This is a genomic window from Roseibium sp. ROS1 (genome assembly GCF_054658215.1).
On sequence record NZ_BAAGIG010000002.1, the window covers coordinates 430,312 to 454,237 of the forward strand.

Here is a 23,926-nt window from a genome sequence, read left to right on the forward strand (position 1 = left end):
TAAATAGGCGGCAATGGCAGGATTGCCTAGGGTCGATTTTTGTTCTGAGGCATATTATTGCGCAAAATCGAGCCTGGCTGAAACCGGGTCGCGATAAGTTCCCGTTTCGAGGTTTTCTGTTCTTTCTTCTTCATCAAAGTTAGGATGCGTTTTCGCCATCGACCCCTGATCGTATTTCAGGCATTGTACTAAAGTCGCATTTGGAAATGCCAATGGTCGGCACCGTGATCATTGGCGCGGCCCGGCTGCAAATTGCAGGACAAGCAGCATAGGAGACGAATTCGGGAGGTCGGTAACAACAAGAAAAGGAATGCGGACATCCCGTCTTGAATGTCATCACGTTTAGGGAGGACGACATGAATTTAAGGCCCGATCCGAGTTTTTATCCGACGCCGCGCATGGCTATGGAAGCGCCGGTTGAGAAGCTGGCTTTCACCTTGATGCTCAGTCCAGATTTTTCTCAACCCGATGGTCTGGCTGTCGTCAATGTCGATCCGCAAAGTCCTGACTACGGCAAGATCGTGCATACCGTCTTCATGCCGAACAAGGGAGACGAATTCCACCATTTCGGGTGGAACGCCTGTTCCTCGGCGCTGTCGCCGCTGACAGGGCATGCCTTTCTCGAGCGCCGTTACCTGATCATCCCGGGAATCCGGTCGTCGCGCATCTACGTCGTTGACGTGAAAGAGCCGCTTCAAGCGAAAATTCACAAGATCATCGAACCGGAAGAAGTCTTCGCCAAGACAGGCTATTCCCGCCCGCACACCATTCATTGCGGGCCGGAAGGCATCTATGTCTCGACCCTTGGAGGAGGCGGTGCGGATGGCACCGACGGGCCTCCGGGCATCTTTATCATGGACTGCGAGACTTTCGACATTCTCGGCCGGTATGAAATGGATCGTGGCATCCAGGACAAACACTATGATTTTTGGTGGAACCTGCCGCGCGACTACATGGTGTCGTCGGAGTGGGGACTGCCGCCGCAGTTCGAGAACGGTCTCGTTGCAGAAGACCTTCTGTCCAATAAATACGGCCACAGCCTTCATTTCTGGGATCTGCGCGGGAGAAAGAACATCCAGACCATCGATCTGGGTGAAAACCACCAGATGGCGCTCGAGGTTCGCCCTGCCCATGATCCCGCCAAACAATACGGCTTTTGTGGCGTTGTCGTCGACACAACCAACCTGCAAGGGGCGATCTTCACCTGGTGGCGCAAGGACGATGGCACGTTTGAAGCCAGGAAGACCATCACCATCGACCCGCAGCCGGCCGATCCCGCAGACCTGCCTGAAATGCTGAAGGGGTTTTCCGCTGTTCCACCGCTGGTGACCGACATCGACCTGAGTCTCGATGACAAATATCTCTATGTCGCATGCTGGGGCACCGGTGAAATGCATCAGTATGATGTCTCCGACCCAATGAACCCGACGCTCGCTGGCAAGGTCGAGATCGGCGGGATCGTGAAGAAGACGAAACATCCGAACGGCAAGGACTTCGGTTACGGACCGCAAATGGTCGAGATCAGCCGGGATGGTCAGCGCGTCTATTGGACCAACTCGCTCTATTCCACCTGGGACGAACAGTTCTATCCGGGCGAGCGCGGCGCCGCGATGGTGATGGCCCGTGTTGGAGCCGGTGGCGGACTGACGCTCGATCCGGATTTCTGGGTCGAATTCCCGGCGGGCTACAGGTCGCACCAGATCCGGCTTGAAGGCGGGGACTGCTCTACCGACAGTTTCTGCTTCCCGTCGGTCTAGGTTTTGGAAGAGGCAAGTTTGTCGGCTCTCTGGTGGGCCGTCATTGCGTCTGGTCTCTATCACGGCGTGAACCCGGGCATGGGTTGGCCGCTGGCGGTGTCTGCTGCCTTGATGGAACAACGCGCGTTGGCCCTGCCGCGTGCCTTGTTGCTGCTGGCGGTTGGGCATCTGGCGGCAATGCTGGTTATTCTCTTGCCTTTTTCGGCAATGATCACGCTGGTTTCCCTGGAACGGGAAATCCGCATTGGCGCCGCTTGTCTGGTGATCGGCATGGGGCTGTACCTGCTGATCGCTGATCGCCATCCGCGCTTTCTGGCCCGTATTTCACCGGCGAAGCTCGGCCTCTGGTCGTTTCTGGTGGCGATTGCCCATGGGGCAGGGCTCATGCTGGTGCCGATCTACCTGGGCATCTGCGCAATGGAGCAGGAGGCAGGCCACGCGGCGGCCGAAACACTCATGGGGGCAGATTTGAGGATGGCGTCGCTCGTGGCCGCGGTCCACACGCTCGCCATGGCGCTTGCCGGTGGCCTGCTGGCCATCGGCGTCTATTTCTGGCTGGGCCTGCGGTTCCTGCAAAAGGCGTGGTTCAACCTGGACAGGGTCTGGGCAACCAGCCTCGTTTTCGTCGGTTTGTTTGCCCTTGTCCTGGCGCTCCGGAGCTGAGCTGCTCATCAGGTCAGCAGATGTGCCTCGAACGGAAACCTCGACAGGGTCTCGATGCCGGTTTCGGTGATCAGGACCTGCTGCTCCAGCTTGACGCCTTCCTTGGCACCATCCTCGCCAATGTAGCTTTCGACACACAGTGTCATGCCCGGTTCCACGACACCGTCATAACCGGCGTCCGGAAAGTCGCCATGGTGATAGAGGTAGGGGTATTCGCCGGTCATGCCGCAGCCATGGGCAGACAGATAGTAACGGTTTGCATAGTAGCGGTCGGGGATGTTCCACGCCCGGTCGGCATATTCCCGGAAGCTCATTCCGGGTTTCAGAATGCCCATGTTGTAGTGAACCTGTTCGTAGGCGACCTTGTAAAGTTCGCGCTGGGTGTCCGTCGGCCGGTCCGGACCGGAGTGGAAGGTGCGTGAAAAGTCGGCATAATAACCGTGGCAGCCGACAACATCCGTATCGAGGGCTATCAGCTCGTTCGCGCCGATGACGTTGTCAGATGTTTCCTGGAACCATGGATTGGTGCGCGCGCCAGCATTCAGCAGCCTCGTTTCGACATAGTCGCCGTTCTGCGCGATGATCGACTTGTGCAGCACTGACCAGAGTTCGGCTTCGGTAAGCCCCGGGCGAATTGCTTCACGCAGCTTGCCGACGCCTATTTCCGTCGCGCGCAACGAAGCAATCACGCATTTCATTTCTTCCGGCGATTTGATCGCGCGCGCCATCTCCACGGGTTGCTGCGCGTCGACCACGTCGAGCCCGGCTTCTTTCAGCGCGATGGCTGTTCCCGCATTAAGCCGTTCCAGCCCCACCGTGGCGTCCTTCAAGCCTGTCAGCTCATGAATGGTATCGGCCATCTCCGCCGCCCAGGCGCGTTCGCGCTCTGCAATATGAGGACCGGCAGCGACAAAGCTCGCGGTTTTAGAGGGGTGGACCTCGTCGACGGTTTCATAGCCCTCTCCAAGATGAAGACAGCCGGTGAACTCAAATAGAATGGAGCGGTTCTGGGTCAGCAGCAGGTAGCGCGACGGGGCATTGCGCATGGAAAAAACCTGCATGTTCCGCGTGCCGGTCGCATAGCGGATGTTGACCGGGTCGGAGAGGATTACCGCATCAACACCATATTCAGCCATCTTTTGCCGCACACGCTGCTGCCGGTATGTGCGCACGGCCACCAGATCGATCCCTTCCACCTCGGGTGCGCGGTCAAGCTGCGCCAGTCCCTGAAGGTCGCTGCGCTCCGCGTGCCAGTCCAGTTCCGCCATTTGTCATCGTCTCCAGTTCAACTGGATGGAATATCGGGCGAGCTTCGATTCTTTAAAAGACTGGAAAAAATCGGGTCATTGGATAACCTTCAGTAATGCAAGCCTATCGAAAATCACTCCCGCCGCTCGACACGTTGGTCTTCTTTGAAGCCGCCATGCGTCATTTGAACTTTACAGAGGCTGCCGAAGAACTCTTCGTGACCCAGGCCGCCGTTTCCAAACGCATTCGGCAGCTGGAAGACTGGCTGGGCGTCGACCTGTTCGAGCGGTCCGGCCGCAGGCTTCAGCCGACAGAAGCAGGAACATATCTTGCCGAGAAGACCGGCATGACGCTGGATTATCTGACGCAGGCGCTGAGTGCACTGAAAGTGCCGGAGAGGCCTGTCGTGCGGATTGCGTCTGTAACGGCACTTGCTGCCTTCTGGCTCCAGCCTAAGCTCAAGGAATTTGCACTGTCAGACGAAGCCTGCCTGTTCAATCTGGCAACAGCAGACGATCTGGGAGACCTGCTCAAACCAGAGCACGACCTTGTCATCCTGCACGGGGACGGCCGGTTCCCGGGCTGGCAGTCGGAATTGTTGTTTCAGGAAGTCCTGACACCTGTTGGAATGCCGGAAATTATTGACGCCCTGCGGTCAGGAGGTGGTGGGAAACAGCCGGCGCTTCTCAACTACCCGCGTCTTGCTCCGAACTGGATCGATTGGACAGGCTGGATCCAGCGGACAGGGAGATTGGATCTGAAAGATTGGCCTGTTCAGTCATGTGCAAGCTACAATCAGTCTATAGGGCGGGCCCTGAAGGGACACGGCATTGCGCTTGGCGCCTTGCCATTGTTGCGGGAAGAGATTTCTTCGGGAAGGCTCGTGCCGCTGGAAGGCGCTACGCTCAAGACGGGAATGGGCTATTACATCGCCTGGCCGAACATGCGGCCGCTCGGCACAGAGGCCAAGCGATTGAAATCCGCGCTGCTGGAAGCCGGCTGAGGCGTCAGTTCCTCACCACATAAACCGAGCATTTCGAGTGACGGACGACCCTTGCCGCGTTTGGTCCGAGCAGGAATTCGCTCAGATGCGGCTGGTGGGCGCCAATGACAATAAGGTCTGCCCCGGTCTTTTTCGCAACTTCCAGGATTTCCTCGTAAATGGAGCCGGTGGCGACCAGATGCCGGATTTCGCTGTTTCTTTCCGCTCCGAGGACGCTTGAGACCTTCTCGACCAGCTTTTTCTGGGTTTCCGCCACCATCTGACCCTGGAAGTTCTCGTCGAAATAGGAAGCGACAAGATTGATGCCGGCGCTCGGGACGACCGTGATCACATCGAGCTGGGCACCGTCCAGACGGGCGAGCTTGTCGGCCGTTTCCAGAACCTTGGTGTCGTCGACCTGCTGGACGTCGACGGCGCACAAGATGGATTTCGTCATGCCGCTACTCCTTCTTCACGGTTGGTCCGGCCTGCGCGGGCGCGCTGGAGCATGAAGACAAGGGCCAGAAGCAGAAGCCCCGGAATATAGATCAGCTCCTTCGGCAACTGATCCGCCTCGAGGCGAGCTTCTTTAACGACCACGGGTTCGTCGCCGTAGAAGTCGAACGTTCCGAGCTGTTCGAAGTAGGGCGTCCCGGGGAAGGGTTCCTCCAGCTTCAGAACACCGTCTTCTTCGAGGGTCGTCAGGCCAAGCGCCTGCAATCTGGCTTCGCCCCCGTCTTCGCTTCCGGGCGTGATCGCAATGCGCGTTTCCATCGTGTTGCCGGTGTCGAAATCCGGACCACTCAGCACCAGACGGATCTCGCTGCCTGCAGGTGCATCGCCAACTGCCTGGACGAAACGGTCCGGCGAGACGATCTCGAACGGAGGCTGGATCCGGTTCATGAAGAAATCCGGACGGAACAGCACGAAGGCGACCAGCACCAGGGCAACACTCTCGTAGATCCTGTTCTTGGTCAGGAAATAGCCCATGGTGCCTGCGGTAAACACAAGGATGGCAATCGTCGCCATGATGAAGACGAGTATGCCCTGGGTCACCGTGACGTCGATCAGGAGAAGATCGGTGTTGAAGATGAAGACGAAGGGCAGAGCGACCGTCCGCAGAGAATAGAAGAATGCCGTGAACCCGGTCTTTATGGCATCGCCTCCTGACACCGCCGCCGCGGCAAAGGAGGCTAGACCTACGGGTGGCGTTACGTCCGCCATGATGCCGAAATAGAAGACGAACAGGTGTACGGCAATGAGCGGAACTATCAGTCCGGATTGCGCACCGAGTTCGACCACGACCCCGGCCATCAGTGAAGACACCACGATGTAGTTGGCCGTTGTCGGCAGACCCATGCCAAGTATCAGCGACAGGACGCCAACGAAGACCAGCATCAGCACCAGATTGCCACCGGATACGAACTCGACGAGATCTGCCATCACCTGGCCGATGCCGGTCAGGGTGACCGTGCCGACGATGATGCCGGCTGTTGCGGTCGCAAGGCCGATGCCGATCATGTTGCGGGCACCGTCGATCATGCCGTGGACGAGGTCGTTGACGCCCTCCTTGAAGGCTTCGACTGTCTCGTTCTCGCCCCGGAAGATCGCCTTGATCGGACGCTGGGTCAGAAGGATCGCGAAGAGCAGAGCCGTTGCCCAGAAGGCTGAAAGGCCCGGTGACTTCTGCTCGATCATCAGGAAGTAGACGAGCACGACGATCGGAAGCAGGTAGTAGAGACCAGCCTTGTAGATCTGGGAAATATCCGGAAGCGTGATTTCCTTGGCATTGGGGTCGTCCGGATGAAGGTCATCGACGCTGGCAGCCAGTTTCAACAGAGCGATATAGGCAAGGAAAACCAGTAGCGCGAGGATCCACGACGCGCCTTCCGGTACCAGGGCGACAATCCATCCGACCGGGTATTGCACGCCATAGCAAAGAGCGGCAAAGGCCGCGAAAAACACGAACATGCCGATGATCGTGCGCAGGGTTGAAACGGTCTTGTGCCCGATGGTTGGCATGTTCCGCTTAACGGCTTCAAGGTGCACGATATAGACCAGCGCGATGTAGGAAATCACGGCCGGCAGAAAGGCGTGAGTGATCACGTCGACATAGGAAATGCCGACATACTCGACCATCAGAAAGGCGGCAGCGCCCATCACCGGCGGCATGATCTGGCCGTTCACGGATGATGCGACCTCGACCGATCCCGCTTGTTCAGAGGTAAAGCCGACGCGCTTCATCAGCGGAATGGTGAATGTGCCCGTGGTAACGACGTTTGCGATGGATGAGCCGGAAATGAGGCCGGTGGCTGCAGAGCCGACAACGGCTGCCTTGGCCGGGCCACCCTTCAGGTGACCGAGCGCGCCGAAGGCCATCTTGATGAAGTAGTTGCCCGCGCCCGCCTTGTCCAGCAAAGCGCCAAAGAGCACGAACAGGAAGACGAACTTGGTGGAGACACCGAGCGCGATACCGAAGACACCCTCTGACGTAATCCACATGTGGCTCATCGCCTTTTGCAGCGAAGCGCCCTTCCAGCGGATGACCTCCGGGACCCATTCTGAGGAGCCGAAGAAGACGTAGAGCAGGAATACGGTTGCGACGATGGCCATGGCCGGGCCGAGTGCCCGGCGCGCGGCTTCAAACAGGACCACGATACCGGCAAGGGCAAACCACTTGTCGGTGTCGTCGGCCAGACCGCCGTTGGCAACGATCTTGTCGTAGAAGAAGAAGCCGTAAAGCGAAATGAAGGCGCCGAAAAACGCCAGGGCCCAGTCCTGGATCGGGACTCGGTGTCTTGGACTGCTCGAAAGTGCAGGGTAGGCCATGAATGCCAGGAACATCGCAAACGCCAGATGCACCTGTCGGCTGTTGTTGATGATGTCCGACGGCAGGACGTAGTAGACGATGGGGGAGGCGAGCAGAACCTGGAAGCAGGACCAGATCAGGGCCACGGTGGCGATCATCATCCCGACGGACCCGGCAGGGTTCCTGGACCCGGAATCGGAGGAGGCGACGAGTTCCTGAAGTTCTTCTTCGGATAGTCCCTGTCGTTGGTCCCGTCCGTTCGGCTGGTTCTGTTCAGACATGAAGTTCCCCCGGTCTTCCGGCTGAAGCACAACATTGGCGTTGCGCTCGACTGGCACCCGACAACCACGCAGCCCGTGGCATCTGTTAATTCATTCAAGAAATGCCTTGGCCAAAATGTCGTTCAATGGGCCGCAGCAGAGAAACGGGCCCGGACAAGGTCCGGACCCGAAATGTTGGCAAGGATTAGTTGATCCAGCCCTGTTCCTGGTAGTACTTCGCAGCACCCGGATGAAGCGGTGCGGACAGGCCGTCCTTCACCATTTCTTCCGGCTTCAGGTTGGCAAAGGCAGGATGCAGCTTCTTGAAGGCATCGAAGTTCTCGAACACTGACTTGACCAGCGTGTAGACGACTTCATCGTCTACCTTGGCGGACGTGATGAAGGTCGCGCCGACACCGAATGTGGTGACGTCTTCGTCATTGCCGCGATACATGCCGCCCGGGATGGTGGCCTTGCGGTAGTAGCTGTTGTCTTCGATCAGCTTTCCGACAACCGGGCCGTCAACGTTCACGAGTTTGGAATCGCACGCCGTGGTCGCTTCCTGAATGGAACCGGACGGGTGGCCGACCGTGTAAACCATGGCATCGATCTGGTTGTCGCAGAGGGCGGCAGACTGTTCTGCGGCCTTCAGCTCGGTCGCCTGCGCGAAGTCATCCGTGGACCAGCCCATCGCTTCCATCAGAACTTCCATGGTGCCGCGCTGACCGGAACCCGGGTTGCCGATGTTGACCCGCTTGCCTTTCAGGTCCTCGAAGGACGTGACGCCGCTATCGGCGCGTGCAACGACGGTGAACGGCTCGGGGTGCACGGAGAAGACGGCTCGCAGGTCTTCGAACGGGCCTTTTTCCTCGAACTGCGAGGTGCCGTTGTAAGCGTGATACTGCCAATCGGACTGCGCAACACCAAACTCCAGTTCGCCTTCACGCACCGTGTTGATGTTGTAGACGGACCCGCCGGTGGATTCCACGGAGCAACGAATGCCATGGTCCTTGCGGCCCTTGTTGACGAGCCGGCAAATGGCTCCGCCGGTCGGATAGTAAACGCCAGTCACACCACCAGTGCCGATGGTGATGAATTGCTCTGCAGAGGCTGCGCCGGTGAATGCGATGCTGGTCGCCATGACGGCGCCCGCAAGGTTCAGTTTCATCATCATTTGACTTGGCTTCCCTTTGTTTGAATTCTTGTGTCCGGCATGGCGATCCACGCTAGACGTTTTCAAATTCGTCGAGCAGACGATTGTGTCTGTCGACCTCCTGGATCCGGGCTTCCGCCTCGGCTCCGGCCCGCGCAACCAGCATGCCTGTAATGGTTTCGATAAGCACAAGCGTGGCTGCGTAAGACGAGAAAAAGTGTGGACTTTCAGTGCGTTGTATGAAGTGGTAATTCGCGAATTGCAACCCTGGAAAGGCGTGGCTGTCGGTCAGGACGATCACCTGTGCACCATTTCCTGCCGCCACTTTTGCCGCGCGTACCGAACGGTGGGCATAAGGGTGCTTGGATAGGACGATGACCGTGTCGGCCGATGTAATGCCGGCAAGTGTGCTGCCCAGAGTGGCTCCATTGCGCCCGGCAACGACCCACCTGTCATCGAACCACTTGGCCAGATAGGCGAAATAGTCGGTAAAACCTGCTGAGGCGAGGGCGCCTATAAGGATGATCTTGCGGGACTGGCTGAGCCGGTCGACGGCAGCATCCAGAACGGCCGGGTCAATGTCGTCCACCAGTGCCTTGATGTTGTCGATGCAAGCGGAGACCTGGCGTGGCAGCAAAGGCAGGTCGGCATCCGAGCGCAGCTTCCTGGCCTTGTCCTGAAACGTGTCTCGCCCACGGTGGCTCAACTCGTTCCGGGCCTGTTCGCGCAACGCTTCGTAATCAGAAAAACCCAGTGCCCTTGCAAGTCGGGTGTAGCTCGCCGGCGAAACACCACTGGCCGATGCGACCGACCTCAGGCTGCGGGTGGCGATTTCCACCTGGTTTTCCGCAATGTAATCCGCTGCCGTACGCAATGCATCGCTCAGGTCGGCATAATTGGCCGAAATTGCGGTGCGAAGATGGGGCGGCGAAATGGTTTCCATCCGGTTACTGTTTCATTTGTTTTTTACATTGTCAATTTGTGAAACAAATGTTTCGCGTTGAAAACGATCCCTCCCTTTCTACCGGAAATCCCTACGGTTTTGCCCGTCCTGCCCGCACTCGCAAGGCAGTAAAATGTCCCTGTCCAAGTGGTTTGGCGCGGTGATGACGGTTCTCGGAACCTGCTCAAAACGTCACTGATAAAAATACACGCATAAATTGATTTTTGAAATTTTTGTACACGTTAAGGTTTTGTTAATGATATAATCCATTGGGGGCATTGCGCTTTTCCTGTGACCATAAGGGGAGAGAGACATGACTGACTACACATCGAGAACTTTGGCCACATGTGCCCGGTCGGTGCTGTTGACACTTGCAATGGCAGCTCCGGCAATTGCCGGTGACTTCTTTGAAGTCGAGCCTGGGGTCGATCTCTATTACGAGGATCACGGATCGGGTCTTCCGATCGTGTTTGTTCCCGGTTGGACCTTCACCACACAGGTGTTCGAACATCAGATCGAGGCCTTTGCGAAAGAGCACCGGGTCATCACCTTCGATCCTCGAAGCCACGGCCGCTCGACGCTGACACTGGAAGGCAATAACTACGTTACCCAGGGGGCGGACCTTGCAAAGTTGCTTGATCATCTCAAGGTCGAAAGGCCGGTGCTGGTGGGGTGGTCATTCGGTTGCCTGACCACTTGGGAATTCATCAAGACAAGGTCTGTGGATGCTGCGTCCGCCCATATGTGCATCGATCTTTCGCCGACACCGCTAACCGGTAACGACGGCGACTGGGCTGAGGGAAGTGTCGCGGAAATTGCGGAACTTTACAGCGGCATTCAGTCAGCTGAAGGCCAACGCAACGTCATCAACTGGTATGCCGACGAGGTCATGATCGAACAGGACTACACGCCGGAACTGTCACGCTGGATTGTTGACCAGTCGACCAAGTCGCCACCATTCGTGGCCGCGGCCTATCTGGCAGCCGGAAATTTCAGCAATTACCTGGAGACGGCCAAGGAGGTCGATGCGAAGCTGCCGTCGGCCTTCGTGATCGCCGATCACTGGTCCGACAGTGCCAAGGCCTACCTTGCCGTCCATACGCCCAACAGCTCGGTGCAGGCCTTTGGTGGCCATATGATGTTCTGGGAGTATCCGGACCGGTTCAACAGGGTGCTGGCCGGATTCATCGCACAGATCGAATAAGCTTCAGGCTGAACCTTTGAGTAAGTGGCGGGTGAGGCCTTGAAACTCTGCCTCACCCGCATCTGTTAGGTGACCCAAGTCGAAGGGCTTTAGGCAGCCTGCAACGTATAGACCGAGAACCAGTTGTTCTCGTCGCTGTCGACGTCCGTGATCTGCCATCCGCCTTCGCTGGCGATGCCTTCGAACGCTTCCTCGCTGTATTTGTGCGAGTTTTCCGTGTGGATTGTCTCGCCCTGTGCGAATGCGACGGTTTCACCGGCGATGGAGACCTGCTGCTGAACCAGGCTTTCCAGGTGCATCTCGATACGGCTTTCGACCTCGTTCCAGATGGCTTTGTGTGCGAAGGCGGCGAGGTCGAAATCGCCATCCAGTTCCCTGTTGATCCGCTGCAAAAGGTTCTGGTTGAAGGCTGCTGTGATCCCGGCCGGATCGTCATAGGCTTCCTGCAGGACTTTTGCATCCTTTGGCCGGTCCACACCGATAACCAGGCTGGCTTCCGGCATGGCTGAGCGAATGTTCGACAGGAGTGCCGCTGCCTCGGTTTTCTCGAAGTTGCCGATCGTGGAACCGGGAAAGAAGATCAGCACTGGCAACTCGGGCAGCAACGGCAGTTGTCCGAAGGGCTGTGTGAAATCGGCAGCAACCGGGATTACCGCCAATGACGGGTATGCGCGGCGCACCCGTTCGGCAGCAGCTTTCAGATGATTGGCTGAAATGTCGATCGGCATGTAGACGGACAGGTCTGGAAAGGCATTCAGCAACAGGTCTGTCTTGCGGCTGGACCCGCTGCCCAGTTCGACCATCGCTCCGCGTGCGCCCGGTAGACGGCGATATTTCCTGGCATTCTGGGCGAGGATCGAGATCTCCGTTCGGGTCGGGTAATAGGCATCCAGTTCGGTGATCGCTTCGAACAGATGTGACCCGACATCGTCGTAGAGCCATTTGCTGCTGATCGCCTTCTGATCCTTGAGGAGACCGGAGAGGATGTCGTCGCGAAACATATCAGACTGGTTCTCGTCCGTTTGGTTCTCGGGAGAAACATGCTTGGTCATCATTGATCTCCCGCCAGCCTCAGGCCGAGCATCTGCCAGCGTTGGTGTGGATAGAAGAAGGTGCGGTAGGACGACCGCAACTGTTCCTTCGGGGTCGCGCAGGACCCGCCGCGCAGCACCATCTGGTTGACCATGAACTTGCCATTGTATTCGCCAATGGCCCCCTCGGGGGGGCGGAAACCTGGGTAGGGACTGAAAGCGCTGCTGGTCCATTGCCAGACATCGCCCCAAAGACCGGGCCTGCGGCCAACAGGCTGAAAGGCTCCGCTTTCCAGGAAATTGCCTTCGATCGGGGTCGGCTCTGCAGCGGCTTCCCACTCTGCTTCCGTCGGCAACCGGCGACCTGCCCAGCGGGCAAAGGCTTCCGCTTCGTAGTAACTGACGTGGACAACCGGTGCCGCAAGATCAACCGGTCTTGGACCCTGCAAGGTATAGGTCCACCATTGACCGTCCTGCTGCCACCAGTAGAGGGGGCTATCCCAACCGTTCTTCTCTCGCACGGCCCAGCCTTCCATCAGCCAGAGCGTTTGGGTTGAGTAACCACCATCTTCCATGAAGGCGATCCACTCGCCGTTTGTTACGGGACGATCCGCAAGACGATAGGGCTCCAGCCAGACCTTGTGACGCGGCCCTTCGCAGTCATACGCAAAGCCGGTCCCGTCGTGGCCGATTTCGAGAAGTCCACCGTCGTAGGAAACCCATTCGGCGGTTTCAACCGCGCTGACCGGTGCCGGTTTTGGTTCGACATAGGCAGGCAGCAACGGATTGAAGGAAAAAGCATGGAGGAGATCGGTGACCAGCAGTTCCTGATGCTGCATCTCATGATGACAGCCGAGGGTAATCAGCTCTTCAAGCTTGTCCTGTTCGAGCGAAAAGGCGTTTCGGGCAACTCCTTCACGCAGGGCGTCTTCGACGTGTGAGCGGTAGTCAAGCACGTCGGTGGCGCTGGGCCGCGAAAGCAGGCCCCTTCTCGACCGGGTATGCCTCGGGCCGGCTTGTACGTAGTACGAATTGAAGAGCACGGCGAAACGATCATCGCGTGGCTGATAGCCAGGCAGCGAAGGCTTCAGGATGAATTCTTCGAAGAACCAAGTGGTGTGTGCCATGTGCCACTTGGGCGGGCTGGCATCCTCCATGGATTGCAGCCCCATATCCTCCGGACTGAGGGGGGCGGCGAGAGCAAGTGTCTGTGCCCTGACCCGATCAAACAGGTCGGTAACGGCGGAAAGAGGCGCTTCATGCGTCCGCTCATCCAGCAATGTCATGTCAATCCCTCCACGCGGGAACCGGCTGCTGTGCCTCCAGCCGGACCTGTGTCTGCCACCAAGCGACTTCTAGGTAGGCAGCGAACGGGGCATTCCAATGTCGGAAATTGCACCGGTCCTGTGCACAAATGCGCGATCAAGGCACTTGGTTGCGTATTGTTGATAAAAAGAAACATTGTTGAGATTGATTTTCAATCGGTTGTATCGGGTGCGGAAAGTCACCAAGTCGTTGAGAGTGATGGAAGTTTTGCGTTTTGCCTTCCCGCAGATCAGGTGTGACCGTCGAAACCCATCCTAGAAAACAGCTACTGACAGGGTGTGTCAGGAGTTGCTGCAACCAGAGTTCACATTGATGTGAGGGAAGCGAAAATCGCTTCAAGTCAGCTTGAAATGACCCTTCGCAGCAGTGACGCACTGGCTGTCTCGGGCGGCCTGGGTGTTTTCCTGATGAACTTCACTTGACTTATTCGGACGGCCGTCCTAATTCGTCAATAGGTCACTTGTCCTAATGAATGATGCGAAAATACGAAGGGAGATGGATATGGTTGCGGCAGGCGAGACACGGCGTCAGATCGTGGATGCGGCGGACAGCCTTTTCTATGCCCAAGGTTTTACGCAGACGTCCTTCGCGGACATTGCCGCAGCGGTCAAAATCTCGCGCGGCAACTTCTATTATCATTTCAAGACCAAGGACGAGATCCTCGATGCCGTGATCGACAAGCGTTTGTCGGATCGAAAAGAGCTGCTCACCAAATGGGACGAGACGGCGGATGAAGCACGGAAACGGATTGAATGTTTTATCCGGATCGTCATCGTCAACCAGGCGAAGATCATGGCTTACGGCTGTCCCGTCGGTACGCTGACGACGGAGTTGGCAAAGATCGATCATCCCTCACGGGACAAGGCCAACGAGATCATGGCCCTGTTCGGCGACTGGCTTGAGACACAGTTTCGCGAACTCGGCTGCGGTGAGAATTCGCGGGACAATGCCATGCATGTTCTTGGCTGGAGCCAGGGTGTCGCGACACTCGCCCAGGCATTCAAGGACAAGGCCTATGTCGAGCGTGAAGTCTCGAAAATCCTGAGCTGGCTGGACGGCGTCATCGCCGGGACACAGCAGAACAAGACCCAGTAACTCGCCTTTGCCTTTCGTAAAAACCTACATGGAGAATGACATGTTTGTCGTGACACTCACCTTTGCTGACAAATCCCGGGCAGGCGAACTCATGGAAGGCCACAAGGCCTGGATCCAACGCGGGTTCGAGCAAGGATATTTCCTGATGGTTGGCAGTCTGCAGCCGAACCGCGGCGGCGGGATCCTTGCGCACGGCGCTAGCCTGGAAAAACTTGAAGGATTTGTTGCCGAAGACCCTTTCGTTGTTGAAGGTGTCGTGACGGCCGAAATTCTGGAAATAACACCTGCGCGGTTCGATGATCGCCTGGAGTTTTTGGCTGCCTGATCGCGGATCATGATGCAGTAAGATGTTCATGAGGGACAGGGCAGGTTGCCAGTGACGGGTTTTTGGTGGCACATCGATCTGGAATGACTATCGATGGAGATGAGCCCGTGCTTTCAGACAGCGCGGATCCGGGAGGACGCCACATGCTCGAACTCAAGGGATCCATTCCCGCCCTTGTCACACCGTTCAGGGACGGAAGCGTTGACATCGAAGCGCTGGAACGTCTCGTTGAGTGGCACATTGCCCAGGGCAGCGACGGGCTGGTTGCTGTCGGGACGACGGGCGAAAGCCCGACTGTCTCCAAGATCGAGCATAAGGACGTCATCAAGCGGGTCGTCGATCTCGTGGCCGGCCGTATTCCGGTTGTTGCCGGGACTGGCTCCAACGCAACGGCGCAATCCCTCGACATGCTTCAGCACGCTGAAGCCGTTGGCGCAGATGCGGCGCTCGTCGTGACGCCCTATTACAACAAGCCCAACCAGGCAGGCCTGCTCAGCCACTACAAGGTTCTCCACGACAACAGCGCGATCCCGATCATCCTCTACAATATTCCGGGCCGGTGTGTGATCGACATATTGCCGGAAACCATGGCCGAGATGGCACGCTGGCCGCGGATTATCGGCGTGAAGGATGCCACCGGCAGCATGGAGCGGGTCAGCAAGCAAAGGGCACTTTGCGGCAAGGCTTTCATGCAGTTCAGTGCAGAGGACGCCGCTGCACTGGGTTTCAACGCCCATGGCGGGCAAGGGTGCATTTCAGTGACCGCCAACGTGGCTCCGGGCCTTTGTGCCGAGTTCCAGAGCGCATCACTTGCTGAAAACCTCGAACTTGCCCGGGAGTATCAGGACCGCCTGTTGCCTCTCCACTCCGCGATGTTCCTCGAGCCACCCGCAGCCTGCGCCAAATACGGCCTGTCCAGACTGGGGCTTTGCCACGAAGATGTCCGCTTGCCGCTGACACCGGTGACTGAGGCAACCCGTCGCGAGATCGACAAAGCCATGGAAATCGCCGGTCTGCTCTAGAGCCTCTGCTCGTTCGCCGTACTCTCTGTGGCTGCAAATCGCGTTCCGCGCGATTGGTTATCTGAAGCACCCCGAGCAGGGGCGCTTCATTTTTTTGATCAAGCCGTGACGGGCTTACTGAACCCGCGGATAAAGTGTCTCGATTTCGCCGAGATCGCTATTGCCTTCCAGCCGGTCAAGTTCCGGCTTCCACGGGCAGGCGACAGCCGGTGCGTTCAGCATGGCAAGAGCCTTCCCGGCAGATGCAGGGATGACCTGTGTCAGCGCTTCCATGACGACGCGCAGGCAGTCCAGCGTCACGTAGATCACCGTCTGGCAACGCTCGCGGGTCTCCTCGTTCTTGATGAGATCCCAGGGAGCCTGCTCGGCGAAGTAGTTGTTCATCTCGTCGGCGACGGTGATGATCGACTGCATGCGAGCCGGGATTTCAGCAAGGTTGACCCATTCGCCCATGCCCTTGGTGGCTTCAAGCACGGACTTGCGGATCGCTTCGTCCTCGGCTGACAGCGGACCCGGTGCCGGCAGTTTGCCGTCAAAACGGGCCTTGGAGAACTTGGCCGCCCGCGACAGCAGGTTGCCGATCTTGTTGCCCAGTTCCGTGTTGTAGGACTGGGTGATGAAGTCGACCGAAATCTGGCTGTCGCTGTCCGCACGCATGTGCCGGGCGAGGTACCAGCGCAAGGCGTCGACGCCCAGCTTCTCGATGACCTCGATCGGATCGACGACGTTGCCGATGGACTTCGACATCTTCACGCCGCCCGCACCAACCCAGTGACTGTGGACGGACAGCTTCTTCGGCAGCGGCAGACCGGCGGCCATCAGCATGATCGGCCAGTAGACCCCATGCGGCTTGAGAATATCCTTGCCGATCAGGTGCTCGCATTCCGCCCACCAGCTCTCGTAGCCTGCTTCCGGCCAGTTGATGTTGGTGAGGTAGTTCGCCAGCGCATCGAACCAGACATAGGTGACGAAGTCAGTGTCGAAAGGCAGTTCGATACCCAGGGTTACACGGGCCTTCGGCCGGGAGATACAGAGATCTTCCAGCGGTTCGGACAGCATCTGCTTCAGTTCGTTCTTGAACGCTTCGGGCTGCACGAAGTCCGGATTTTCGACGATGTGCTGCAGAAGGCGCTCGCGGAACGGTTCCATCTTCAGGAAGTAGTTGGTTTCCTCCGTCTGCTCCACCTTCATTGTCGGGTGCAGCGGGCACTGGCCCTCTTCGGTCAGATCGGATTCCTTCTTGAACTCCTCGCAGCCCTTGCAGTAGGTGCCGGTGTAGTTCTTCTTGACGATCAGATCCTTGTCGAAGATCGACTGCTCCATTCCAGCGACGGCCGTCTTGTGGCCCTCGCGGCTGGTGCGCACGAAATAGTCGTAAGCCACGTCCAGACGATCGAAGACATCGCGGAATTCTGCACAGCGCATGTTGAGGTAGTCTTCAACCGACATTCCCTCTTTTTCCGCTGCTTCCTGGTTCTTCTGTCCGTGCTCGTCCACGCCGGTGGACAGCATCATGTCATACCCCAGCGCCTGTCGGTTGCGTTTCAGGATATCGGCCATCACGGACGTGAAGGCGTGACCGATATGCGGAGAACCGTTGACGTAGTAGATCGGGGTGGTGATGTAGCTTTTCATCCAAACGCTTTCGAAATGTTTGGGCGGAAACAAGTCCGGTCCGGCCTGTTGCGGCGCATCTGCCGTTCCGCCTAAAGAGGTGCGAGCTATATTCCATACTCGCCCGCACAAGAAAAGCCCCGGCCTTTGAAAAGACCGGGGTTCTGCTTCGTTATATGGGGTGCGGCAAGGCCGATTGAAAGGTCAGCCGATCAGCCAGATGCCGCCCAGAACGAAGAGCGCCAGAAACGCTGTCTGCGTGACCAGCATCCAGATGGCCGGGCCGCCGACTTCCAGCAGTTTCGGGATCGAGGTTTTCATGCCGACTGCCGCAATGGCGGCCAGCAACGCCCAGCGGGAAACGTGTCCGGCCGTCTCCTTGGCAACGTCCGGAATAAGGCCGAAGGAATTGAGTGCGGCAAGCACCAGGAAGGCGACAACAAACGCCGGCATGATCGGAGGACGGGCGCTTCCCGGCTCCGAACTCTTGCGCAGGATGAGCGCCGCGACCAGAACGATGGGCGCCAGCATGGTGACGCGGATCAGCTTCACCAGCGTCGAAAGGTCTCCGGTTTCCTCGGAGATCGAGAAGCCGGCCCCGACAACCTGGGCAACATCGTGGATCGTGCCGCCAAGGAAGACACCGGTCGCGTCCATGGAAAGGCCCAGGGAGGAGGTGAGGATCGGATAGAAGATCATGGCCAGTGTGGAAAGGACGGTCACGGTAATCACCGTGAAGGCGAGATCGCGTTCGGCATGTTCGCGTTTCGGCAGGATGGAGCCGATGGCCATGGCCGCGGAGGCTCCGCAAATGGCGACCGCGCCACCGGTCAGAAACGAAAACAACCTGTCTCGTCCGAACAGCCCGCCGATCAAGAGGGAAAAGCCGATGGTAACCAGGACGCCGAGGATCACCAGAAGCAGAAACGGCAGACCCAGCTGCTGCACCATTTCCACACTGATGCGGACACCGAGCAGGGCAACGCCGACACGAAGCAGCGTGCGGGCTGCAAAGGCAATGCCTTCGCCCGTGCGCTGTTCCTCCGAAAGGAAGTTCAGCGGCATGCCAAGCAGGATGGCCATCAACATGGCCGGTGCCCCGTAGTGCTCGTTGAGGAATTGCGCGGCGATGGCGACAAGCCCGGCAATCGCAATACCCGGGAACAGCCGGTTAGCCCGGTCTTTCAATGGAGCAACCATGAAACGTTCTTTGTCCTTGTTGATGTTTACCGGTCGACGGGAAGGCCGCTCGGGACAGTGGCAGGGATGCCGAAGGGCGGGGCCGTGACGGACTGCGTGCCGGTCAGGCTTTTCAGGAAAGCCTCCAGATCGGCAATCTCCGCATCCGAAAGGGGGAGAGGTTCAATATCCCTGAATCGGGCCTGACGCGCCATCTCACGAGCGTCATTCCAGACCATAAAATCGATCGCCTGCAGCCAGGGCGCTTGTGGAAGGGCTGCGGTTTCCGGTGTCCAGGCTTTCAGCATTCCATCGGGGTCGAGATGATGCCGGATGATCCCCTCCAGCGTGGGGTAGGCGCCATTGTGCCCGTAAGGGGCAGTCAGCTCGACATTGCGCAGCATCGGGGTCCGGAACCGATAGGCATCTTCCAGGCGGTCGGTTTCTCCCATCACGCCGACATCGCGAACCATCGGATCGAAGCTGCGGGTGCGGCCAGGACCAAAGGGAGGCAGGCCCAGGGCGTGGAACTTCTGATCGCTGAGCAGTTTGCCCGAATGACAGGAGGAGCACCCGGCCTTGCCATAGAAGAGATCGAGACCGCGCTTCTGGGCCGGACCCAGAGCACTTTCGTTACCGGCGAGATACGCGTCGAACGGGCTGTCGAAGCTCTGCCATTCAATTGCCTGGAAAGCTGCCAGCGCATTTGCGATTTCAACGATCGTGACCGCTTCCGGAGCGTCGACATGATCGAACGCCTCGACAAACAGGCGGCCATATTCCGGAATGATGCGGACGCGTTTGGCAAGGATCGGCCAGGCGTTGTCGATGCGATCGTAAATGGCCCCGGCGATCTCGTTTTCCTTCGGATTGCCCGCCATCTCGAACTGGGCCGTCACCGGAAAGACAGCCTGGGCGGCGAGCAGAGAATTGAAGCCCGTGGGCAGCCATTCTTCCGCAGGCGAATTGAAGCCGTTTTCGAAGGTGTCGGCAATCGACAGGCGGCCGTCATGAAACAGGACGTGGAGCTCTTTTGCTCCCAAGTTCCAAAGACCTGGAGCGTTTCGCGGAATCCGTTTCTTAATGCGGCTGTCACCGGTTCCGGCAACCCGCTTGAGCCCCAACCCTTCGCCGCCTTCGCCGATGCCGAGCGACAACCGGTCTCCGGTGCCAAGGGTCGGGTGGTGGCATGTGGCGCAAGCAATATTCCTGTTGCCGGAGAGGATCTTGTCGTAAAAAAGCAACTGGCCGAGGGCTGCCTGCTTTCTGTCGAAGGCGATGAAATCGTCTTCCTTCAAGGGCGGTGGCAATTCGGAAGCAATCGCCGGTGCCGACAAGCCGAAGACCAGAGGGAGCAACCGCAACACATGAAAACCACGCTGACCGCCGCTCTTTTTGCTCTTGTGTTGTGCACGAGTTCTGCTCAGGCCGAAATCGAAGCCGCGCGCGACCTGATGGAGGCCAATCGCTACGAAGAGGCGATGAAGGAACTTTGGCCGGCGGCACGGTCCGGCAACGCGGACGCCGAAGAGCTTATCGGCGTGATGTACGCTATGGGGCTGGGTGTCGAGCGCGACGACCAGCGCGCGTTCGAGTGGTATCTCAGAAGTGCGATGAAGGGGCATCCGGGTGCCCAGTCTGGTGTCGGCTGGTACTATGAGGTGGGTCGGGGCATGCCGGCTCCGGATCTCGTGCGGGCTTACATGTGGTACACGCTCTCTGCCATCGGGGGGGACCCCGACGCTGCGATCTCTCTGGAAGAGGTGGTCAAGAAGATGACCAAAGACGAGATTGAGAAGGCGCATATCCTGGTCGGTGATTACAAGGTCTGGATGTATCCGTTCAATTGAAAGCGGGCGGTTCGTTCCTGATCGGCACAGAACTCGCGTGATCGAGTGCTGGGCGGACCGGACCATTGAGTTCTGGCTCTCCCGGGTCTCCCACGGCTTCACCATGGGACGTGTGCCGATCCCTGTCCAGTTTACGGCAGGCGCGGTTCCGGACCGGTGCATGTGCTGGGATGTGTCACGCCCTGCAGTGGCAAGGCGTGACACAGTGTTTCGTCAGTTCAGATCGGCAGAGCGATTGGCGTTGATGTCGGCTTCGGCCGCAGCCACGGCTTCTTCCAGGGCGCCGAAGATCTCGCCGCCGCGTCCGACATTGCCCTTGAACCAGTCATAGACCGGAGCGGCTGCTTCCTTGAAGGCTGCCTTTTCTTCCGGGGTCGGGACGTAGAGATCGCCGCCACCGGCCACGAAGTCCTCATAAGCCTTGATCGACTTGCGCTTCGGTGAGGCGAAGGTTGCCTGCTGCAGGGCATAGAAACCGTCCACCACGACGCGGCGAAGGTCTTCCGGCATGGACAGGAACTTCTCGTTGTTCATCCACCACAGCGCGCCCATGTAGGCATGCCCGTCGAGAGTGACATACTGAAGACCGGCATCGGGGAACTTCATGCCCATGATGTCGGTGATGCCGTTCTTGGAACCTTCGACAACGCCGGTCTGAAGCGAGGTGAACAGTTCCGGCCACGGGATCGGCGTCGGAGCAGCACCAAGTGCCTTGACCAGTTCCTGCGGCAGGTCGGCCACCACGGTGCGGATCTTCAGGCCCTTGAGGTCTTCCGGCTTGGCGACGCGATGCTTGGTGTTGGCGAAGTTGCGCCAGCCGCCGGTGTTGCCGATGGTCATCAGGCGGATGGTGTCACCGGAATCTTCCAGTGCCATCGTGCGCATGCTGCGGGTGAATTCGCCGGACAGGACATGCTCCGCAATCCTGTCGTCGCTCATCATGTAGGGCAGGTCGAGAACCTGGACATACGGGAAAATGCCCGCCGCGCCGCCGGAGGTGGAAATGTAGATGTCGATCGCACCGTCGGAAATGCCCTGAAGGCATTCGGCGCCGTTGGAGCAAAGCTGCGTGCCGATGAACAGTTCGACCTCGATGGCACCGTTGGAAGCGGCCTCAACGAAGTTCTTGAAAACGACAAGACCGTCGTAGTCTTCGTCGTTTTCGTTGGAATTGGCGGTTGCGCGCAGCGTGTAGTCCGCGGCAAGCGCGCTCAGCGACGATCCGGCAAGCATCGCCGCGACGGTGAGCGTTTTCAGTGCAGTTTTGAGCATTAGGTTCCTCCCTTAGAAAGCTCAGGATCAGTTGGCAAATCCGGTCAGACGCGGGATCGTCATCGAAAGTGCCGGAATGTAGGTGATCAGGAAGATCACCGCGATTTCCACCGCCAGAAACGGCAGGATGGCTTTGGCAATGGTTTCAACCCGTTCTCTTGAAACCGAAGCCGCAACGAAGAGCACCAGTCCCATGGGCGGCGTTGCCAGGCCGATGGTCAGGTTGACGCTCATGATGATGGCGAAATGGATCGGATCGACGCCAAGGTTGACGAAGATCGGTCCGAGAATGGGGCCGAGAATGATGATGGCAGGGCCTGCATCCAGGAACATGCCGACAACGAAGAGCAGCAGGTTGATCAGGAACAGCAGGATCAGCGGGTTCTCCGACAGCGTGAGAACGAACTCCGCCATGATTTCGGGAGCGTGGCTGAGGCTGACGACGGTCTTGAAGGCCATCGCCGCACCGACCAGGAGAAGCACCACTGCTGAGGTTATGCCAGCCCTGTTCAGGACACCCGGGATCTCGGAGACCTTGATGGAGTGCAGAACGAAGAAGCCGATAACCAGCGCGTAGGCAACTGCGACCGCGGCCGCTTCCGTTGGCGTGAAGACCCCCAGCAGAATGCCGCCGAGAATGATGATCGGCGTCTGAAGCGGAGCAACTGCTTTCTTGCACACGACCCGAAAATCCTCCGAGACAGCACTTCTGAGCTTCCACAAGAGCACATGGGAAACCGCCAGGAAGACCGCGAAGAGGATGAAGGAAGTCGTCGTTGAAAGGGAAGCGACCCCGGTCAGGTTGATCACAAGGTCCGCGATCACCGTGAAGAGGGCAGCCAGGTTTGCCCTCAGCACAATGAAGGAGAACCAGTATTCCACCGGTGCCATGGTTTGGCCGGGGTTGACGATCCTCTGTGCTTTGGGAAGGTCGTACTTGTTGGCCATGACCTTGACCATCAGCATCAGGCCGATGCCGACCATGATGCCGGGTACGATACCGGCCAGGAACAGCGCGGCAACGCTCTCGCCCATCACATAGGCATAGATGATCATGATGCCCGACGGCGGAATGATCGGCCCGATGACGGAACTCGCAGCGGTGATTGCCGCAGCAAAACGCCTTGTGTAACCCTGCTTCTCCATTGCCGGGATCAGCATGGATCCGAGTGCGGAGGTATCGGCAACAGCGGAACCGGATAGGCCTGCAAACAGCATCGACGACAGGATGTTCACATGAGCAAGGCCGCCGCGCAGATGTCCCATCAGGGCCTGGCTGAACTCGACCAGCCGCATGGTGATGCCGCCCTTGTTCATCAGCTCGCCTGCGAGCATGAAAAACGGAATCGCCATCAGAGGAAAACTGTCCATGCCGTTGTAGACGTTGCGGTAAAGCAGCGTGATGTCTTTTTCCTGGCCGTTCAGCCAGAGCAACAGGCCAGGGGCCGCCAGAAGGCCGAAGAAGACAGGCAGTCCGATCAGCAAGAAGACGAGGAAGACGGGAAGGAACCAGATCAGCATCAGTCAGCTCCTGCCATGTCGGGATCGGGAATGACCGGCATGCGGTCGGCGCCACCGAAGCTGGCGATGATGTTGCGCAGGATCAGCTCGACGTTGACGAGCGTCAGCAGGAATACGCCGACGAGGATGGAAGCCATCATCCAGCTGCGCGGCACGCGGATCCATTCGCTGAAGGAAAGGTTGCCCGGAACATAAAGCGAGGCGGTTGCGAAACGACCTCCGAAACCGGTGACTTCCGAAAAGCCGATCTTCAGGGCAACGACGAGCACCACAAGTGAAATAAGCAGAAGGAGCAGGGATATGGCGCTTCCCAGCAGGCGAGGCAGGGAATGGGTGAACATGTCGATGGCAACGAAACCGCCTCTGCGGAACGCTGTTGGTGCCATAAGACCTGTCATCCAGAGCATGCAGAAACGGGCTGCTTCGTCCGGCCAGGGCAGGGCATTGTTGAAGACATAGCGGAACACGACCTGAACCAGGATCGCGATCACCATCAGGGCGACGGCAACAATGCCGATGCCCCGGCCAATTCGCAACAGCAGCGAATTGACGAAGTCGAGCGGTGCAAGAACCGCCAGCAAAATGCCCATTCGGGCTCCTCCCTGGATCAACCGGCCTTCATGTGCGCGAACATGAGAACCGCGAAGCTGATCATGTTAAAAGTGGCGAAGC

The 23,926-nt window shown here is 58.3% G+C and carries 21 protein-coding genes; 8 read left to right on the forward strand and 13 right to left on the reverse strand.

Annotated elements, in window-relative coordinates; genetic code table 11:
- The first annotated feature begins 356 nt into the window (after positions 1-356).
- Positions 357-1,757 carry a selenium-binding protein SBP56-related protein gene (locus ACYQ6M_RS10185; protein WP_031269032.1) on the forward strand — a complete coding sequence of 467 codons (1,401 nt, stop codon included), beginning with the start codon at positions 357-359 and terminating at the stop codon, positions 1,755-1,757.
- A gap of 78 nt (positions 1,758-1,835) precedes the next feature.
- Entirely contained in the window at positions 1,836-2,420 is a 585-nt protein-coding gene (locus tag ACYQ6M_RS10190; protein WP_460074622.1) for a hypothetical protein, read from the forward strand.
- Positions 2,421-2,428: 8 nt separating this feature from the next.
- On the opposite strand, the gene ACYQ6M_RS10195 is transcribed toward ACYQ6M_RS10190, so the two are convergent.
- Entirely contained in the window at positions 2,429-3,688 is a 1,260-nt protein-coding gene (locus ACYQ6M_RS10195) for a M24 family metallopeptidase (RefSeq protein WP_460073621.1), read from the reverse strand.
- Between the two features lie 95 nt (positions 3,689-3,783).
- On the opposite strand from ACYQ6M_RS10195, the gene ACYQ6M_RS10200 reads away from it, so the two are divergent.
- Positions 3,784-4,671 carry a LysR family transcriptional regulator gene (locus tag ACYQ6M_RS10200; protein WP_460073623.1) on the forward strand — a complete coding sequence of 296 codons (888 nt, stop codon included), beginning with the start codon at positions 3,784-3,786 and terminating at the stop codon, positions 4,669-4,671.
- A 4-nt stretch (positions 4,672-4,675) separates the two neighbouring features.
- Here the strand turns inward: ACYQ6M_RS10200 and ACYQ6M_RS10205 are convergent, their stop codons facing one another.
- From ACYQ6M_RS10205 to ACYQ6M_RS10220, 4 genes are all read right to left on the reverse strand, one after another.
- Complete coding sequence (locus ACYQ6M_RS10205) at positions 4,676-5,107, reverse strand: universal stress protein (protein WP_023000227.1); 432 nt, start codon at positions 5,105-5,107, stop codon at positions 4,676-4,678.
- Positions 5,104-7,740: a TRAP transporter permease gene (locus tag ACYQ6M_RS10210; protein WP_062491755.1), complete on the reverse strand. Its 2,637-nt coding sequence runs from the start codon at positions 7,738-7,740 to the stop codon at positions 5,104-5,106. Before ACYQ6M_RS10210 ends, ACYQ6M_RS10205 begins: the two co-directional genes overlap by 4 nt.
- A gap of 184 nt (positions 7,741-7,924) precedes the next feature.
- Positions 7,925-8,893, reverse strand: a complete 969-nt coding sequence (locus ACYQ6M_RS10215) for a TAXI family TRAP transporter solute-binding subunit (RefSeq protein ID WP_023000225.1) — start codon at positions 8,891-8,893, stop codon at positions 7,925-7,927.
- 52 nt (positions 8,894-8,945) lie between these two features.
- The gene (locus tag ACYQ6M_RS10220; RefSeq protein WP_055659167.1) at positions 8,946-9,815 is read right to left on the reverse strand and encodes a MurR/RpiR family transcriptional regulator; all 870 of its coding nucleotides are present in this window, start codon (positions 9,813-9,815) and stop codon (positions 8,946-8,948) included.
- A gap of 313 nt (positions 9,816-10,128) precedes the next feature.
- Here ACYQ6M_RS10220 and ACYQ6M_RS10225 point away from each other — a divergent pair, with 313 nt between their 5' ends.
- Complete coding sequence (locus ACYQ6M_RS10225) at positions 10,129-11,019, forward strand: alpha/beta fold hydrolase (protein ID WP_460073626.1); 891 nt, start codon at positions 10,129-10,131, stop codon at positions 11,017-11,019.
- 89 nt (positions 11,020-11,108) lie between these two features.
- On the opposite strand, the gene egtD is transcribed toward ACYQ6M_RS10225, so the two are convergent.
- Positions 11,109-12,071 (reverse strand): L-histidine N(alpha)-methyltransferase, encoded by a 963-nt coding sequence (egtD, locus tag ACYQ6M_RS10230; RefSeq protein WP_460073628.1) that lies wholly within the window; start codon positions 12,069-12,071, stop codon positions 11,109-11,111.
- Positions 12,071-13,336 carry an ergothioneine biosynthesis protein EgtB gene (gene egtB / locus ACYQ6M_RS10235; protein WP_460073630.1) on the reverse strand — a complete coding sequence of 422 codons (1,266 nt, stop codon included), beginning with the start codon at positions 13,334-13,336 and terminating at the stop codon, positions 12,071-12,073. The genes egtD and egtB overlap by 1 nt, the downstream gene beginning before the upstream one ends.
- 541 nt (positions 13,337-13,877) lie before the next feature.
- Here egtB and ACYQ6M_RS10240 point away from each other — a divergent pair.
- The 3 genes from ACYQ6M_RS10240 (at position 13,878) to dapA (ending at position 15,818) form a co-directional block, all read left to right on the forward strand.
- A complete protein-coding gene (locus ACYQ6M_RS10240) occupies positions 13,878-14,471 on the forward strand; it encodes a TetR/AcrR family transcriptional regulator (RefSeq protein ID WP_460073632.1) in 594 nt (197 codons plus the stop codon).
- Between the two features lie 40 nt (positions 14,472-14,511).
- Positions 14,512-14,796 carry a YciI family protein gene (locus tag ACYQ6M_RS10245; protein ID WP_168687842.1) on the forward strand — a complete coding sequence of 95 codons (285 nt, stop codon included), beginning with the start codon at positions 14,512-14,514 and terminating at the stop codon, positions 14,794-14,796.
- 143 nt (positions 14,797-14,939) lie between these two features.
- Positions 14,940-15,818, forward strand: a complete 879-nt coding sequence (dapA, locus tag ACYQ6M_RS10250) for a 4-hydroxy-tetrahydrodipicolinate synthase (protein WP_077290297.1) — start codon at positions 14,940-14,942, stop codon at positions 15,816-15,818.
- 114 nt (positions 15,819-15,932) lie between these two features.
- Here the strand turns inward: dapA and metG are convergent, their stop codons facing one another.
- From metG to ACYQ6M_RS10265, 3 genes are all read right to left on the reverse strand, one after another.
- Positions 15,933-17,453 (reverse strand): methionine--tRNA ligase, encoded by a 1,521-nt coding sequence (gene metG, locus ACYQ6M_RS10255; protein WP_460073635.1) that lies wholly within the window; start codon positions 17,451-17,453, stop codon positions 15,933-15,935.
- A gap of 183 nt (positions 17,454-17,636) precedes the next feature.
- On the reverse strand, positions 17,637-18,632 hold the full coding sequence (locus ACYQ6M_RS10260; RefSeq protein ID WP_460073637.1) for a YeiH family protein: 996 nt from the start codon (positions 18,630-18,632) through the stop codon (positions 17,637-17,639).
- Positions 18,633-18,658: 26 nt separating this feature from the next.
- The gene (locus ACYQ6M_RS10265) at positions 18,659-19,975 is read right to left on the reverse strand and encodes a cytochrome-c peroxidase (protein WP_460073639.1); all 1,317 of its coding nucleotides are present in this window, start codon (positions 19,973-19,975) and stop codon (positions 18,659-18,661) included.
- Positions 19,976-19,978: 3 nt separating this feature from the next.
- Between ACYQ6M_RS10265 and ACYQ6M_RS10270 the strand changes: the two genes are divergently transcribed.
- Complete coding sequence (locus ACYQ6M_RS10270) at positions 19,979-20,461, forward strand: tetratricopeptide repeat protein (RefSeq protein ID WP_023000214.1); 483 nt, start codon at positions 19,979-19,981, stop codon at positions 20,459-20,461.
- A 213-nt stretch (positions 20,462-20,674) separates the two neighbouring features.
- Here ACYQ6M_RS10270 and ACYQ6M_RS10275 read toward each other — a convergent pair whose 3' ends face one another.
- From ACYQ6M_RS10275 to ACYQ6M_RS10285, 3 genes are read right to left on the reverse strand one after another with little or no spacing between them, the layout of a single operon-like run.
- On the reverse strand, positions 20,675-21,733 hold the full coding sequence (locus ACYQ6M_RS10275; RefSeq protein WP_460073641.1) for a TRAP transporter substrate-binding protein: 1,059 nt from the start codon (positions 21,731-21,733) through the stop codon (positions 20,675-20,677).
- A gap of 27 nt (positions 21,734-21,760) precedes the next feature.
- Complete coding sequence (locus ACYQ6M_RS10280) at positions 21,761-23,254, reverse strand: TRAP transporter large permease (protein ID WP_209168940.1); 1,494 nt, start codon at positions 23,252-23,254, stop codon at positions 21,761-21,763.
- Complete coding sequence (locus tag ACYQ6M_RS10285) at positions 23,254-23,844, reverse strand: TRAP transporter small permease (protein ID WP_460073643.1); 591 nt, start codon at positions 23,842-23,844, stop codon at positions 23,254-23,256. The genes ACYQ6M_RS10280 and ACYQ6M_RS10285 overlap by 1 nt, the downstream gene beginning before the upstream one ends.
- Positions 23,845-23,926: the final 82 nt, after the last annotated feature.